The organism is Streptomyces canus (assembly GCF_001514145.1).
Taxonomy (GTDB): Bacteria; Actinomycetota; Actinomycetes; order Streptomycetales; family Streptomycetaceae; genus Streptomyces; species Streptomyces canus.
This window is the reverse complement of sequence record NZ_KQ948663.1, coordinates 258,934-273,346: the sequence shown is the minus strand read 5'-3', so window position 1 is coordinate 273,346 and position 14,413 is coordinate 258,934. Positions and strand designations below refer to the sequence as shown.

The following is a 14,413-nucleotide window of genomic DNA, read 5'->3' as shown; positions in this document are numbered from 1 at the left end:
GCGCCCACCCGGCGGAGCCGCAGATGGATACAGCCCCGCGCCCCTAAGGGCGACTGTCGAGCCGTTGGTCCTTCAGCATGAACCACGCGGCCACTGCCGTCGCGAGCAGGACCGCTGCTCCCGCGCCCGCGGCGATGGTGAGGCCGTCCACGAAAGCCGCTCGAGCGGACGACAGCAGGTCCTGAGCCGTGTTCGTCGGCAGTCCGGACGCCGCCTCCACCGCGCCGCCCAGGGACTCGTGCGCCCCTTCCGGCGTGCCCGCGGGGGCCGCGAAGCCCCGGTACACGCCCGTCACGATCGAGCCCAGTACCGCGATGCCCAGGGCCGCGCCCAGTTCGTACGCCGTCTCCGACACCGCCGATGCCGAGCCCGCGTGGTCCTTGGGGACGCTCGACAGGATCACGTCGGCGGTCACCGTGAAGGAGAAGCCCGCGCCCACACCGACCACCAGCAGGGCGGCGCCCAGCAGGGGGTAGCCCGTGGACTGGTCGAGCAGGGTCAGGGCCGCCAGGGCCACGCCGATGGCCGCCAGGCCCCCGGAGACGACCGCGCGCACCGAGTAACGGCGGGCCACCGTGCCCGCGACCAGGCCCGCCGCCACCGCGCCCACCGCCGCCGGGAGTTCGGCCAGGCCCGCCTCCAACGGGCCTCTTTCCTGTACGAGTTGCAGGTACTGGGAGAGGAAGAAGACCAGTCCGGAGAGGCCGAGGATGGTCAGGAGGTCGGCCAGGACGGCGCCGCTGAAGCCGCGGTTGCGGAAGAGGCGCATGTCCAGCAGGGGTGCGGGGAGGGTGAGCTGGCGGCGGACGAAGGCGTACAGGGCTGCCGCGCCGAGGACTCCCGCGGCGGCCGGCTCCCATGTGATGCCGTGCGCGGCGGTCTCCTTGACGGCGTAGACCACTCCGATCATGCCGGCCAGGGACAGCGCGACGCCGGCCATGTCCCAGGGGCCCGGGTTCGGGTTGCGGGACTCGGGCAGGAACCTGATGCCGACGAGGACCAGGACCGCCATCACGGGCAGGTTGATCAGGAAGACCGAGCCCCACCAGAAGTGTTCGAGGAGGAAGCCGCCGACGATGGGTCCGATCGCGGTACCGGCGGAGGCGGCCGCGCCCCAGATGCCGACGGCGAGGCTGCGTTCGCGCGGGTCGTGGAAGAGGTTGCGGATCAGGGCCAGGGTGGCGGGCATCAGGGTCGCGCCGGCGACGCCGAGCAGCGCCCGCGCCAGGATCAACAACTCCGGTGTCGTCGCATAGGCGTTGAGGACCGACATCGCGCCGAACGCCGTCGCGCCCAGCAGCAGGATCCGCTTGCGGCCGATGCGGTCGCCGAGGCTGCCCATCGACACCAGCAGGCCCGCGATGACGAACGAGTAGACGTCACCGATCCACAGGAGCTGGGTGCCGGTCGGCTCGAGGTCCTCGCTGATGTACGGGGTCGCGAGGCCGAGGACGGTCGCGTCGACGGCCACCAGCAGCACGGCGAGCACCAGGACGGACAGCGCGAGCCAACGGCCGGGACGCTTCACCGCCTCGGTCGCGGTCGCCGGCTGCAGGGTGCTGGTCATGATTCCTCTATCGGTCGTACGGAATGACGTAGTGCGCCACCGAGCAGCAGCTCGACGGTCATGTGGTGGAAGTCCTTGGGGGCCCCCTTGCCGCTCTGGAGCAGCCAGACGGCGGAGGCGAGCAGGCCGAACAGGGCCTCGGTGAGCCAGACCGGCGTGAGGTCGATGCGGAACTCGCCGCTCTGCTGGCCGCGCCGGAACAGCGCGGAGATGCGGGCGTCGATCCGGGCCCAGCCGTCGTGCTGCTCCTCGCCCTCGAAGAGCTGGTTCTCCGTGTAGAGGAAGGCGAGGAGTCCGGCCGCGGGTTCGGCCTCGCGGACCAGGCGCCGCACGGCATCACTCGCCGGCCCCTCGTCCAGCCGGGCGGCGTCGAGCGCTTTCTCGCACTCCTCGATGCCCAGCGACTCCAGTGCGCGTACGAGCGCGTCGCGTCCGGCGAAGTGGCGGTGCAGCGTGGCCCGGCTGATCCCGGCGGACTTGGCGACCTCGTCCATGGTCGCGGTGGATCGGCGGGTCAGCAGGGCCGCGGCACTGCGCAGCACATGGTCACGATCGACAGCCATGAGACGACTATAGACCATGTGAGACATTCATGTCTCACAGCGGGCATGACTGTCTCATGTGCGACCGCTGAACAGAGGTCTCGTCAGTGCCAGGGCAGCCGGCGGCGGCGTTCCCAGTACACGCCCGGCTCCTCGGCCAGCCCCGCCAGCCGGGACAGCTGCTCGTCGTCGAGGTCCACGACGGCCGCGTGCAGATTGGACGCGAGCTGGACGGTGGTGGCGGCCCCCGAGAGGACGACTCCTGCCCAGGGCTGACGAAGGACGAGAGCGAGCGCCACGGCGTCGCAGCCCAGGGAGGTTTCCGCCGCTACGGCCTTCAGGGCGTCCGGGGCGTGCGGCTCGGCGAGCCTGCCGTTGGCCATGCCCTCCTTGACGATCACCGTGAGGCCCGCGTCGTGGGCCTCGGCGAGGGCGGGGGCGGCCGAGGTCTCCAGGGCGTTGTAGGTCGACTGGACGGTACGGAAGAGCGGCTCGCCGTCGACCGTCACGGCGAGGGCGGCGCGGATGGTGTCCGCCTGGGCGGGGCCGCTGGTGGAGAAGCCGATCGAGGTGCCCTGGGCGGCCGCCTCGGCGAGCCTCGCGTGGAGTTCCTTGTCGGTGAGGGCCGGGCTGTCCGGGGTCACCGAGTGGATCTGGTAGAGGTCGAGGCGGTCGCCGAGCAGTTCGGCGGTTTCGGCGCGCTGACGGTCGTAGGTCTGGACGCTGTGGTCCTTGACCTCGTGATGTTCGGCGTCGGTGGTCCAGTCGGCGGTGTAGGTGTAGCCCCACTTGCTGCCGACGACCACGTCGTCGATGCCGGGGTTCTTGTCGAGCCAGTCGGCGAGGAACTCCTCGGAGCGGCCGTAGGAGCGGGCCACGTCGAAGTAGCGGACGCCCTGGAAGTAGGCGGCGTCGAGGAGTTCGTGGGTGCGGGTGCGGAGGGTCTCTACGCTGCGATCGTCTCCGAGGTCTTCGTCCCGGCCGAGGTTGATGTAGCCGGGGCGTCCGACGGCGGCGAGGCCGAGTCCGATGTGGCAGGTGGGGGTTGTCGCTGCGGCCAGTCGGGCGAAGGGCATCGCGGGCTCCGTTCGGTCGGGTCCGGTACGGCTTCCGACCAACGTAACCCGCGATGACCTTCGGTGACGGAACCGCGCGCCCAAGAGCTCGGTGGGTACCGGCTTGTGGGCGGGTGCGGATCCGTCGTGGCTTGTCGCGCCGTTCCCCGCGCCCCTAAGGGCGCTTCGCCTCCGCCCACTTGTGCTGAGCGGCCACGTCCGCCTTCACTTCCGCGAGTTGGACCGCCACCGCGCTCGGAGCCGTGCCTCCCCTGCTGTTGCGGGAGGCCAGGGCGCCGGGGACGTTGAGCACCGACCGGACCTCCGGGGTCAGGTGGGCGGAGATCTTGGCGAACTGGTCGTCCGTCAGGTCGCTCAGTTCCTTGCCCTCGGCCTCCGCCGCCTTGACGCACTCGCCGGCCACCTCGTGGGCCACCCGGAAGGGGACGCCCTGCTTGACCAGCCACTCGGCGATGTCGGTGGCGAGGGAGAAGCCGGCCGGGGCCAGTTCCTCCATGCGCTCGCGGTTGACGGTGAGGGTCGCCATCATGCCGGTGAAGGCGGGGAGCAGGACCTCCAGCTGGTCGCAGGAGTCGAAGACCGGCTCCTTGTCCTCCTGGAGGTCGCGGTTGTAGGCGAGGGGCAGGGCCTTGAGCGTGGCCATCAGACCCGTCAGGTTGCCGATCAGACGGCCGGACTTGCCGCGCGCCAGCTCCGCGATGTCCGGGTTCTTCTTCTGCGGCATGATCGACGAGCCGGTGGAGAACGCGTCGTGCAGGGTCACGAAGGAGAACTCCTTCGTGTTCCAGATGATGATCTCCTCGGCGATCCGGGAGAGGTTGACGCCGATCATCGCGGTGATGAAGGCGAACTCGGCGACGAAGTCACGGGAGGCCGTGCCGTCGATGGAGTTGCCGACGCTGCCGTGCTCGAAGCCGAGGTCCTTCGCGACCGCCTCCGGATCAAGGCCCAGGGAGGAACCGGCCAGGGCGCCCGAGCCGTACGGCGAGACGGCCGTGCGCTCGTCCCACTGGCGCAGCCGCTCCGCGTCCCGGGACAGGGACTGGACGTGGGCCAGGACGTGGTGGGCGAACAGGACCGGCTGGGCGTGCTGGAGGTGGGTGCGGCCGGGCATCGCCACGTCCGGGTGGGCCTCCGCCAGGCCGACCAGCGCGTCCTGGAGCTCGGCGATCAGGCCGCCGATGATGCGGGCGTGGTCCCGCAGGTACATGCGGAAGAGGGTCGCGATCTGGTCGTTGCGCGAGCGGCCCGCGCGCAGCTTGCCGCCGAGGTCGGGGCCGACGCGCTCCAGCAGGCCGCGCTCCAGGGCGGTGTGGCAGTCCTCGTCGGCGATGGTGCCCACGAAGGAGCCGTCGGCCACATCGGCTTCGAGCTGGTCGAGCCCCGCGTGCATGCGCTGGAGCTCGTCCTCGCTCAGCAGTCCCGCCTTGTGCAGCACGCGCGCGTGGGCGCGCGAACCGGCGATGTCGTACGGCGCGAGCCGCCAGTCGAAGTGGACGGACGCGGACAGCCTGGCCAGGGCCTCGGCGGGACCGTCGGCGAAACGGCCGCCCCAGAGCCGGACGTCACCGCTGCTGCTGCTCACTTGCGTTGCTCCTCACGGCTGCACTCAACGTTATGCATGATTATGCAGAGTCCTGCATGATTCGTCAATCCGGGTCCGGCGGTGAGGAATTTGCGCTCCCTTTGAACACGGGAAACCGCTTGCTCGTACTTCCCGCCGAACGCAGGCGCCGCGTTTGTCAAGAAGACCACTCCCGACCCCGAGTGAGGCATCCGCATGTCCAGGGCTCTTCCTAAGTACAACAAGCGCCGCGTGGCGATCATCGGCGGCGCCGCCGCCGTGGCACTGACCGGGGCGATCGTCGCCGGCACCGCCCTCGCCGGGGAGACCTCCAAGAGCGGCACCGCAACCGCCCGCACGCTGGCCGACGTCGGCAGCATCACGTGCCCGGACGTGGCCTCCCAGCTGCCGGAGATCCCGGCCACCGCGCAGGCCGAGGTCGACCGCAACCTGACCCTGCTCCAGACCCAGATCGACGAGGCCAACAAGCGGCTCGTCGACACCGTCGGCCAGGGCGGGCCCAACTTCGTCCAGAACGCCATCCTCGGCCCGCTGGAGGACAAGCGGATCGCCACGGTCAACCGCATCGCCACCGCCATCGGCCGTACGGCCGACAAGCCGCAGGGCCTCGACGCCCTGGCTCCCTGCGCCCTGAACGCCGGCGGTGCCGCCGGCGCGGGTGAGGAGGCAGGCGCCGGTGCGGAGGCCGGGGCCGGCGCGGGTGCGGAGGCCACGCCGAGCGAGGCAGCCTCGGAGGCGGCGGGCGGCGCCGAGGACACCGGGAACGCGGAGGGTGCGGGCGACGCGGGTGAGGCCGCCGGCGCGGGCGCCATCTCCTGCCCGGACGTGGCCTCGCAGCTGCCGGCGATCCCCGCCACGGCGCAGGCCGAGGTGGACCGCAACCTGGCGCTGCTCGACACGCAGCTCGCCGAGGCGAACAAGCGGCTCGTCGACACCGTCGGCCAGGGCGGTCCGAACTTCGTCCAGAACGCGATCCTCGGCCCGCTGGCCGACAAGCGGAACTCGACCATCGACCGCATCGCGATCTCCATCGGCCGTACCGCGGAGAAGCCGCAGGGCCTCGGCTCCCTGGCCGCCTGCACGCTCACCCAGTGAGGTGACAGGCGCTGTGGCCGCCCCGTGTGAGCGCCGGCCGGGGCGGCCACGGGCGTCCTCCCGCGAGGGGACGCCCAAATTGCTTAGACAGGCGAAAGGTCTGCGCCCATAATGGCTGGACATGGGAAAGACCTATGAGCGCATAGACGGCCGGCTCCGCTCCTTCATCGAGGCGCAGCCCCTCTTCTTCACCGCGACCGCGCCCCTGTCCGGCGACGGCACGGTCAACCTCTCCCCCAAGGGACTGCGCGGCTCCTTCGCGATCCTCGACGAACTCACCGTGGCCTACCTCGACTTCGCGGGTTCCAGCGCCGAGACGGTCGCGCATCTGCGGGAGAACGGCCGGATCACCCTCATGTGGTGCGCGTTCCAGGGGCCGCCCAACATCGTCCGCGTGCACGGGCGCGGTGAGCCGGTCTTCCGGGACGACCCGCGCTTCAGGGAACTGCTCTCCCGCTTCCCGGACATCGACCCGACCGCGCACGGGCTGCGGGCGATCGTCGTCGTGACGGCCGAACTGGTCCGCGACTCCTGCGGTTACGCGGTGCCCTACATGGCGTACGAAGGCGACCGCGAGCTGCACGGCAAGCGGTTCGCGCGCGAGGACGACGCCTCGCTCAGCGCGTACTTCACCAAGAAGGAGCACATCGCCACGAGCATGGACGGCCTGCCGGGACTGCCGTTGCCGTTGCCGCCGTCCGCGGTCTGATTCACGCCTTGCCGATGCGGACGGTGAAGGTCGTCGAGCCCGGCTCGCTCTCCACCGTCACGCTCCCCCCGTGCGCCTCCACCACCGCCACCACGATCGACAGTCCCAGGCCCGCGCCGCCGGTCTCCGCCTTGGTGCTGCGGTCGGCGCGGGTGAAGCGTTCGAAGACGCCCGGCTGGATGTCCGCGGGGATGCCGGGGCCGTCGTCGTGAACCTTCAACGTCGCCGTGGTGCCGTCGGTCTCCAGGGTCACCGTCACCTTGGTGCCCTCGGGGGTGTGCAGCCGGGCGTTGGACAGCAGGTTGGCCAGGACCTGCTGGAGGCGGTGTGCGTCGCCCGTCACCGTGACCGGGTCCTCGGGGAGGTCCAGTTCCCAGCGATGACCGGAACCCGTGGCCCGCGCGTCCGTGAGGGCGTCGAGGACCAGGCGGGTGAGGTCGACGGGGGCGGTCTCCAGGGGGCGGCCCGCGTCCAGGCGGGCCAGCAGGAGCAGGTCGTCGACCATCGCGCCCATGCGGGTCGACTCGGCGGCGATGCGCTGCAGGGCCCGGGTGATCTCCGGCGGCAGCGGGCCGGGGTGCAGCAGGGCGAGTTCGGCGTGGCCGCGCACCGAGGCGACCGGGGTGCGCAGTTCGTGGCTGGCGTCGGCGGCGAAGCTGCGCAGCCGTTCCTCGCTGGCGTGGCGTTTGGTGAGGGCGTCCTCGACATGGCCGAGCATGCGGTTGAAGGCGCCGGCGACCCGGCCCACCTCACCGCGCGGATCGGACTCGGGGGCGCGGGGCGGAAGGGCCACCTCACCGCTGGCCAGCGGGAGTTCGCTGACCCGGGTGGCGGTCGCGGCGACCCGGCTGAGCGGGCGCAGTGACCAGCGCACCCACAGGGCGCCCGCGACACCGGCGGCGGTGAGGGCGGCGCCGAAGACGATCCCGGCGACCAGCTCCAGTCGGTGAACGGCGGCCTCGACGGGTTCCAGGGGCATCCCCGTGATGAGGACGTCGCCGTCCAGCCCTCGGGTGGCGATCACCCGGTAGTCGTCCAGGGCGGAGAGGCCGACGCTGTGGCCCCGGCCGTCCACCGGGACATCCGCGAGCCGCTCCCGGTCGGCGGCGGTCAGGTCGACGTTCAGGGTGCCGCTGGGACGGACCACCGCGGCGTTGGTGACCGTGCCGTTCAGCAGCCGGGCGCCGAACGTGCCCGTTGCCTGTCGGCGGGTGTCGGCGTGCTCGTCGCCGTCGTGGTCGTCCTTCTGGGGCTCTTCCTTGTGCTCCAGGCTGACCGCGAACCTGTTCCCGGCCTCGGTCAGCTGCTCGTCGAGCCGGCTGGTGAGGAAGCCGTTCAGCTCCACCACGGCGGCCAGCCCGACGGCGGCACAGCTCACCGCGAGGAGCACCAGGAGGCCGAGGGTGAGCCGGGCCCGCAGCGTGTGGGGCCGCAGGCTTCTCATGGCGTCACCGGTTTGATCACGTACCCGGCCCCGCGCACGGTGTGGATCATCGGCTCGCGGCCGGCGTCCACCTTCTTGCGCAGATACGAGATGTACAGCTCGACGACATGGGCGCGGCCGCCGAAGTCGTAGGACCACACCCGGTCGAGAATCTGCGCCTTGCTGAGCACGCGGCGAGGGTTGCGCATGAGGAAGCGCAGCAGCTCGAACTCGGTCGGGGACAGTTCGATCAGCTCGCCGCCGCGGGCGACCTCTCGGGCCTCCTCGTCCATGACCAGGTCGCCGACGGTCAGCCGGGGGCCCTCGTCGAGTTGCCGGGCCATGCCCGCGCGGCGCAGCAGTCCGCGCAGCCGGGCGACGACCTCCTCCAGGCTGAAGGGCTTGGTGACGTAGTCGTCGCCGCCCGCCGTGATGCCCTTGATGCGGTCCTCGACCGCGTCCCGGGCGGTCAGGAAGAGCACGCAGACGTCCGCCTTCACGGTGTGCAGGGCGCGCAGGACCGCGAAGCCGTCGGTGTCCGGGAGCATCACGTCCAGGACGACGGCGTCGGGCAGCAGCTCCCGGGCCGCCGTCACCGCCGAGGCACCGTCGCCGGCCGTGCGGACCTGCCAGCCCTCGTAGCGCAGGGCGCCGGAGAGGACCTCGGCGAGGTCCGGGTCGTCGTCGACGACGAGGACCCGCAGCGGGGTGCCGTCGGGGCGGGTGAGAGCGGGGCGGCCGGAGCGTGCGGTGTTCATGACCTCTCCAGGATCACCCCTGGCCGGGGCGGCGGGGGCCCCGGGAAGCTCTGAGTTTCCTCTGAGTGCGCTCTGCGGGGTGGCCGTTCAGAGGGTCCTGAGAGGTTCCCCTCGCACAGTGGTGTCCCGGACAGGCGAAAGGACGCACCTATGACCACCGTGTACGAGCGGCGGGCCGCACCGGCCGTGGCGCCGCCCGCGCGACGCTCCCCCGCGGGTGCCGTGCTGGCCCTGCTGTGGGCCGGGGCGGCGGCCGTGATCGCCCTGTGGTGGGCGGACACCGGTTCCGTGGTCGGTACGGCCGGGTGGCTGACCGGCGCCGGGCGGATCGCCGGGCTGCTGTGCGGGTACGCCTGCGCGGTGCTGGTGGGTCTGATGGCGCGGGTGCCGGTGCTGGAGCGACAGGTGGGTTCGGACCGGGTGGCCCGCTGGCACGCGATGGCCGGGCGCTACACCGTCTGCCTGCTGCTCGCGCACATCGGGCTGATCCTCTCCGGGTACGCGGCTCAGGACGGCGCCTCGCTGTGGCACGAGACCGTCACGGTGGTCCTGGACTATCCGGAGATGCTCAAGGCGACCGCCGGCACGGTGGTCCTCCTCGCGGTCGGTGTCACCTCGGCACGGGCGGTGCGCCGCCGTACCGGTCACGAGTTCTGGTACTACGTCCATCTCCTCACCTACGCGGCCGTGTTCCTCGCCTTCGGACACCAACTGGCCCTCGGGAACGACTTCAACGGCAACACCGCGGCCACGGCGGCCTGGTACACGCTCTACCTCGGTGTCGCGGCCCTCGTGCTGTGGTTCCGGATCCTCGCGCCGGTGAAGCTGAACCTGCGGCACCGGCTGCGGGTGGAGTCCGTGCACCAGGAGGCGCGGGGCGTGTGGTCCGTCGTCGTGCACGGGCGGGAGCTGGATCGACTCGGCGCGCGGGCGGGGCAGTTCTTCCGCTGGCGGTTCCTCGCCCCGGGCCTGCGGTGGACCTCGACGCCGTACTCCCTGTCGGCACCGCCCCGCCCCGACCGTATGCGGATCACGGTCAAAGCGCTCGGCGACCACAGCACGGCCGTGGCCCTGCTGCGGCCGGGCACGCGGGTGTGGGCGGAGGGGCCGTACGGATCGCTGACCGCCGAGCGGCAGACCTCGCCCAGGTCCCTGCTGATCGGCGGCGGGGTCGGCATCACCCCGCTGCGGGCGCTGTTCGAGACGCTGCCGGGCGAGGTCACCCTCCTGTACCGGGCGCGCACGGTCGAGGACCTCGCGCTGGGCGGGGAGTTGGAGGCCGTCGCGCGGTGGCGCGGGGCGAAGGTGCAGTACCTGCTCAACAGGCCGGAAGGGCAACGGCCGCGTATCACCGCCGAGTCGCTGCGGGCGGCCGTCCCCGACCTGGCCGGTCACGACGTCTATCTCTGCGGCCCGCACGGGTTCGCCCGGGAGCTGTACGAGGAGCTGCGCGCCGCGGGAGTTCCCGATCGCCGTATCCACCACGAATCCTTCGAGCTGTGAGGCCTCACACGTGCACGCGTTGAAGAAGAACCGCCCGCTGCGCCGGATCGTGCTGGCGAGCGCCGCCACCGTCTCCGGCATGGTGATGCTGCTGTCGCTGAAGCCGCACGCCTCGCCGGCCCTCGCGGTGACGTCCGGGTCGACCGCCCCCGCGGTCACGGGAACCCGAACCGTCACCGGCGATTCCGTCCAGACCCGCTGGGGGCCCGTACAGGTGCGGGTCACCGTGAAGAACGGCAAGCTCACCGACGTGACCGCCGTCGTCTACCCCACGGACAACCCCCGGGACCAGGAGATCAACAGCTACGCGCTCCCGCGGCTGCGGACCGAAGCGCTGCAGGCCCAGAGCGCGGAGATCGACACGGTCTCGGGGGCCACCTACACAAGCGACGGTTACCGCCAGTCACTCCAGTCCGCACTGGACTCCGCGGGCAGCTGAACACACCGGCGTCACGGCACGTATCTCAGGACCAAGGGACCACGCCCACCCCCCCTTGCCCCCGTCCCCGGAGGAAACGTGACCACGACGCTCGCAGGCGGCCGCGCCGCCCGCCGCCAGACGATGCGCCGCATCCGCCCGCGCCGTTCCCCGGCGACCGTCCTGCTGCTCGCCGTATGGGCGGGGGCCGCCGGTGTGCTGTGGCTCTGGTGGCACAACACACCGTCCGTCGCCGACGACAACAGCAAGATCCTCAACGCGGGCCGGATCACCGGTCTGCTGGCCGGGTATCTGATGGCGCTCGTGGTGCTGCAGATGGCCCGGGTGCCCGCGCTGGAACGCCGGGTGGGCTCCGACCGGGTCGCCCGCTGGCACGCGATGACCGGCCGCTACACCCTCTGCCTGGTCGTCGCCCACGTCTTCCTGATCATGTGGGGTTACGCCCTGCAGGCCGGCAAGGGGCTCGGCGACATCGTCCAGCAGACGATGGACTCCATCAACCAGCTGCCGGACATGGGCAAGGCGGCCATCGGCACCGGTCTGCTGTTCGTCATCGGGCTGATGTCCATCGGCGGGGTGCGGCGCAGGATCCCGTACGACACCTGGTACCACGTGCACCTGCTGACGTACGCGGCGGTCTTCCTGACCTTCTGGCACCAGCTGACCACCGGCAACGACTTCGCGGTCGAGCCGATCGCCAAGACCGTCTGGTACGCGCTGTACGGCTCGGTCACCGCGCTGGTCCTCTGGTACCGGATCCTCACGCCGATCCGGTTGAACCTGCGCCACCGGATGTATGTGGAGGCGGTCGTCGAGGAGACGCCGGGCGTCGTGTCCGTGCTCATCGGCGGGCGCAAGCTGCACCGGATGGGCGCGGAGGCCGGCCAGTTCTTCCGCTGGCGCTTCCTCGCGCCGGGCATGCGGTTCAGCTCCCACCCGTACTCGCTGTCGGCGGCGCCCCGGCCGGGCATGCTGCGGATCACGGTGAAGGCGATCGGCGACCACAGCGAACGGCTGCGCGAGCTGGTGCCCGGCACCAAGGTGTGGGCCGAGGGACCGTACGGCGCGCTCACCGCCCAGCGCCGCAGCCGGGGCAAGGTGCTGCTGGTGGCCGGCGGCGTCGGCATCACGCCGATGCGGGCCCTGTTCGAGACGCTGCCGGGCGCGGCCGGTGACATCACCCTGCTGTACCGGGCCAACACCACCCAGGATCTGGCCCTGTGGGACGAGCTCGCCGCCATCGCGGACGAGCGCGGCGCCCGGCTGATGTACGCGGTCAACAGTCCGGACGGGGAGCGCCCGGACATCTCCGCGGAGTCCCTCCAGCGCAAGCTGCCCGACATCGACAAGCACGACGTGTTCATGTGCGGGCCGAACGGTTTCGCGCAGTCCGTGTACGAAGCACTGCGCGGCGCGGGTGTGCCCGCCCGCCGCATCCATCACGAGTCGTTCGAGATGTGACGACGGGAATTCAGGAGCTGTTGAAGCGATGAGGAAGAGTCACCCCGTCCGTCGAGTCGTGCTCGCGACCGCCGCCACCGTCTCCGGTGTCGTGCTGATGCTGTCGCTGAAGCCGTCCTCGGACCCGGCGTCCGCCCAGGCGGGCGGAACGATCCCGCAGCAGACGGCGGCGGCGCAGGAGTCGGCCCAGGGCGGCACCGGGGCGGCCGCCGGCGGCGCGGTCACCGGGGACGCGGTCCAGACCCAGTACGGTCCCGTCCAGGTCCGTATCACCGTCAGCGGCAACAAGATCACCAAGGCCGAGGCGGTCCAGGCGCCCAAGGGCGGGGAGAGCGACGCGAAGACCGCTCTGTCCATTCCGAAGCTCACCCAGGACACGCTCGCCAAGCAGACCTCGCAGGTCGACACGGTCTCCGGGGCGACCTACACGAGCGAGGGCTACAAGAAGGCGCTCCAGTCGGCGATCGACAAGGCGAACGAGGCGGCCTCGCAGGCCCAGCCGTCAGCTCAGCCGTCCCAGACGGCGGGCGGCAGCGCCGGGTCGGCCGCCAAGACCGTGACCGGTGCCGTGTCGCAGACCCAGTACGGCCCGGTCCAGGTCCGGATCACGGTCAGCGGCGGCAAGATCACCAACGCCGAGGCGGTGCAGGCGCCGAAGGGCGGGACGAGCGACCAGAAGACGGCGCTGTCCATCCCGAAGCTCAACCAGGAGGCCGTGGCGGCCGGCAGCGCGGACATCGACTCGGTCTCCGGGGCCACCTACACCAGCGAGGGCTACAAGAAGTCGCTGCAATCGGCGCTGGACCAGGCCGGTGGCTGACACGGTGGCCGAGCCGGCACAAGCTCCCGCCGCGGTGCGTCACGCGGAGGAGGTCATGGGGACGGTCTTCTCCTTCGACGTCCGCGGCGGGGAACCCGTTGCCGTGCAGACGGCACTGCGGGAGGCGGTGGCGGAACTGCACCGCGTGAACGAGGTGTTCAGCACCTACCGCGACGACAGCCAGGTCTCCCGCCTGGCCCGCGGCGAGCTGACGGTCGCCGAGTGCGACCCGGAGGTGGCCGAGGTACTCGAACTCGGCGCCGAGGCCGAGCGGTTGAGCGACGGCTGGTTCAGCCTGCGCTACGGGGGCCGCCTCGACCCCACCGGCATCGTCAAGGGCTGGGCCGTGGAACGCGCGGCTCGACGTATGGCTCTCGCGGGGGCGACCGGGGTCAGCGTCAACGGCGGCGGAGACGTCCAGCTGTTGGGCGTACCGGGCCCGGAACGCCCGTGGCGGGTAGGGGTCTCGGACCCCCTGCGCCCGGGTGGCCTGGCGGCGGTGGTCTCGGCGGCGGGTGCGGCCGAGCTGGCGGTGGCGACTTCCGGTACGGCCGAACGCGGCGCCCACATCATCGACCCCCGCACGGGCCACTCCGCGGTGACGGACCTGCTGGCGGTGACGGTAGTGGCCCCGGCGGTGACGTGGGCGGACTGCTGGGCAACCGCGGCCTTCGCGATGGGATCGAGGGAGGGCCTGGCGTGGCTGGAGAGCCTGCCGGACGTGGAGGCGCTGCTGATCACGGCGGGCGATGAGGTGCGGTGCACGGGGGGCTTGGCAGCCCGGCTCGGGTGATGGCTTTTCAGGGGCGCGGGGCTGTGTCGATATGCGGCTCCCCCGCGTGGGCGCGACCAGCCCCCACGAACCCGCACCCGACAGACGACCGCTAGTGCCCGTTCTGAGCCAACCGCAACAAATGCTCTGCCAGCGCCTGCCCACCCGTAGGGTTCCGGCTGATCAGCATCAACGTGTCGTCACCGGCGATCGTCCCGAGAATGTCATGCAGCTCGGCCTGATCAATCGCCGACGCCAAGAACTGCGCGGCACCCGGAGGAGTCCGGACCACCACGAGATTCGCCGAAGCCTCCGCGGAAATCAGCAACTCCTGAGAGAGCCGCCGCATCCGCTCCTCCTTGGCGGACTCCCCCAACGGCGCCCGAGGGGTCCGGAAACCCCCCTCACTGGGCACCGCGTAGATGAGATCCCCGTCGGTGTTACGGATCTTCACCGCGTTCAGCTCGTCGAGGTCCCGGGAGAGCGTCGCCTGAGTGACGTTCAGCCCGTCGTCGGACAGCAGCTTGGCCAACTGGCTCTGCGACCGGACCGGCTGCCGGTTGAGGATGTCCACGATCCGGCGGTGGCGCGCGGTACGCGTCTGCGGCACGGCAGCCCCCGCGACCCCGTTGTGCTCGTGATCCTGCGCATGACTCATCGTCG

The 14,413-nt window shown here is 71.4% G+C and carries 14 protein-coding genes; 7 read left to right on the top strand and 7 right to left on the bottom strand.

The genetic code is table 11. From position 1 onward, the window contains the following. Positions 1 to 43: 43 nt before the first annotated feature. From AQJ46_RS26015 to argH, 4 genes are all read right to left on the bottom strand, one after another. On the bottom strand, positions 44 to 1,567 hold the full coding sequence (locus tag AQJ46_RS26015; RefSeq protein ID WP_059207910.1) for an MFS transporter: 1,524 nt from the start codon (positions 1,565 to 1,567) through the stop codon (positions 44 to 46). Beyond that, positions 1,564 to 2,130 carry a TetR/AcrR family transcriptional regulator gene (locus tag AQJ46_RS26010; protein WP_059207909.1) on the bottom strand — a complete coding sequence of 189 codons (567 nt, stop codon included), beginning with the start codon at positions 2,128 to 2,130 and terminating at the stop codon, positions 1,564 to 1,566. Before AQJ46_RS26010 ends, AQJ46_RS26015 begins: the two co-directional genes overlap by 4 nt. 83 nt (positions 2,131 to 2,213) lie before the next feature. Continuing rightward, the gene (locus tag AQJ46_RS26005; RefSeq protein WP_059207908.1) at positions 2,214 to 3,185 is read right to left on the bottom strand and encodes an aldo/keto reductase; all 972 of its coding nucleotides are present in this window, start codon (positions 3,183 to 3,185) and stop codon (positions 2,214 to 2,216) included. A gap of 154 nt (positions 3,186 to 3,339) precedes the next feature. Next, positions 3,340 to 4,770, bottom strand: coding sequence for an argininosuccinate lyase (gene argH, locus AQJ46_RS26000; RefSeq protein ID WP_059207907.1), 1,431 nt, complete (start codon positions 4,768 to 4,770; stop codon positions 3,340 to 3,342). A 195-nt stretch (positions 4,771 to 4,965) separates the two neighbouring features. Between argH and AQJ46_RS25995 the strand changes: the two genes are divergently transcribed. Beyond that, positions 4,966 to 5,865, top strand: a complete 900-nt coding sequence (locus AQJ46_RS25995; protein ID WP_059207906.1) for a hypothetical protein — start codon at positions 4,966 to 4,968, stop codon at positions 5,863 to 5,865. A 121-nt stretch (positions 5,866 to 5,986) separates the two neighbouring features. After that, on the top strand, positions 5,987 to 6,574 hold the full coding sequence (locus tag AQJ46_RS25990; protein ID WP_059207905.1) for a pyridoxamine 5'-phosphate oxidase family protein: 588 nt from the start codon (positions 5,987 to 5,989) through the stop codon (positions 6,572 to 6,574). A gap of 1 nt (position 6,575) precedes the next feature. Here AQJ46_RS25990 and AQJ46_RS25985 read toward each other — a convergent pair whose 3' ends face one another. Next, positions 6,576 to 8,018: a sensor histidine kinase gene (locus AQJ46_RS25985; RefSeq protein ID WP_059207904.1), complete on the bottom strand. Its 1,443-nt coding sequence runs from the start codon at positions 8,016 to 8,018 to the stop codon at positions 6,576 to 6,578. Then, on the bottom strand, positions 8,015 to 8,755 hold the full coding sequence (locus AQJ46_RS25980; protein ID WP_059207903.1) for a response regulator transcription factor: 741 nt from the start codon (positions 8,753 to 8,755) through the stop codon (positions 8,015 to 8,017). Before AQJ46_RS25980 ends, AQJ46_RS25985 begins: the two co-directional genes overlap by 4 nt. A gap of 150 nt (positions 8,756 to 8,905) precedes the next feature. On the opposite strand from AQJ46_RS25980, the gene AQJ46_RS25975 reads away from it, so the two are divergent. The 5 genes from AQJ46_RS25975 to AQJ46_RS25955 all read left to right on the top strand — a co-directional run bounded on the left by AQJ46_RS25975 (position 8,906) and on the right by AQJ46_RS25955 (position 13,771). Beyond that, the gene (locus AQJ46_RS25975; RefSeq protein ID WP_059207902.1) at positions 8,906 to 10,258 is read left to right on the top strand and encodes a ferredoxin reductase family protein; all 1,353 of its coding nucleotides are present in this window, start codon (positions 8,906 to 8,908) and stop codon (positions 10,256 to 10,258) included. Positions 10,259 to 10,268: 10 nt separating this feature from the next. Next, the gene (locus AQJ46_RS25970; RefSeq protein ID WP_059207901.1) at positions 10,269 to 10,697 is read left to right on the top strand and encodes an FMN-binding protein; all 429 of its coding nucleotides are present in this window, start codon (positions 10,269 to 10,271) and stop codon (positions 10,695 to 10,697) included. Between the two features lie 78 nt (positions 10,698 to 10,775). Beyond that, positions 10,776 to 12,158, top strand: coding sequence for a ferredoxin reductase family protein (locus tag AQJ46_RS25965; RefSeq protein WP_059207900.1), 1,383 nt, complete (start codon positions 10,776 to 10,778; stop codon positions 12,156 to 12,158). Positions 12,159 to 12,186: 28 nt separating this feature from the next. Further along, positions 12,187 to 12,978: an FMN-binding protein gene (locus tag AQJ46_RS25960; RefSeq protein WP_059207899.1), complete on the top strand. Its 792-nt coding sequence runs from the start codon at positions 12,187 to 12,189 to the stop codon at positions 12,976 to 12,978. Then, on the top strand, positions 12,971 to 13,771 hold the full coding sequence (locus AQJ46_RS25955) for an FAD:protein FMN transferase (protein WP_225887399.1): 801 nt from the start codon (positions 12,971 to 12,973) through the stop codon (positions 13,769 to 13,771). The genes AQJ46_RS25960 and AQJ46_RS25955 overlap by 8 nt, the downstream gene beginning before the upstream one ends. A gap of 91 nt (positions 13,772 to 13,862) precedes the next feature. Here AQJ46_RS25955 and AQJ46_RS25950 read toward each other — a convergent pair whose 3' ends face one another. Then, positions 13,863 to 14,408 carry an arginine repressor gene (locus tag AQJ46_RS25950; protein WP_057614247.1) on the bottom strand — a complete coding sequence of 182 codons (546 nt, stop codon included), beginning with the start codon at positions 14,406 to 14,408 and terminating at the stop codon, positions 13,863 to 13,865. Between the last annotated feature and the right edge of the window lie 5 nt (positions 14,409 to 14,413).

Coding starts and splice junctions, on each gene's coding strand:
- AQJ46_RS26015 (WP_059207910.1), bottom strand. CDS start 1,567: ATGACCAGCACCCTGCAGCCGGCGACCGCGACCGAGGCGGTGAAGCGT.
- AQJ46_RS25960 (WP_059207899.1), top strand. CDS start 12,187: ATGAGGAAGAGTCACCCCGTCCGTCGAGTCGTGCTCGCGACCGCCGCC.
- AQJ46_RS26010 (WP_059207909.1), bottom strand. CDS start 2,130: ATGGCTGTCGATCGTGACCATGTGCTGCGCAGTGCCGCGGCCCTGCTG.
- AQJ46_RS25990 (WP_059207905.1), top strand. CDS start 5,987: ATGGGAAAGACCTATGAGCGCATAGACGGCCGGCTCCGCTCCTTCATC.
- AQJ46_RS25950 (WP_057614247.1), bottom strand. CDS start 14,408: ATGAGTCATGCGCAGGATCACGAGCACAACGGGGTCGCGGGGGCTGCC.
- AQJ46_RS26005 (WP_059207908.1), bottom strand. CDS start 3,185: ATGCCCTTCGCCCGACTGGCCGCAGCGACAACCCCCACCTGCCACATC.
- AQJ46_RS25980 (WP_059207903.1), bottom strand. CDS start 8,755: ATGAACACCGCACGCTCCGGCCGCCCCGCTCTCACCCGCCCCGACGGC.
- AQJ46_RS25995 (WP_059207906.1), top strand. CDS start 4,966: ATGTCCAGGGCTCTTCCTAAGTACAACAAGCGCCGCGTGGCGATCATC.
- AQJ46_RS25985 (WP_059207904.1), bottom strand. CDS start 8,018: ATGAGAAGCCTGCGGCCCCACACGCTGCGGGCCCGGCTCACCCTCGGC.
- AQJ46_RS25975 (WP_059207902.1), top strand. CDS start 8,906: ATGACCACCGTGTACGAGCGGCGGGCCGCACCGGCCGTGGCGCCGCCC.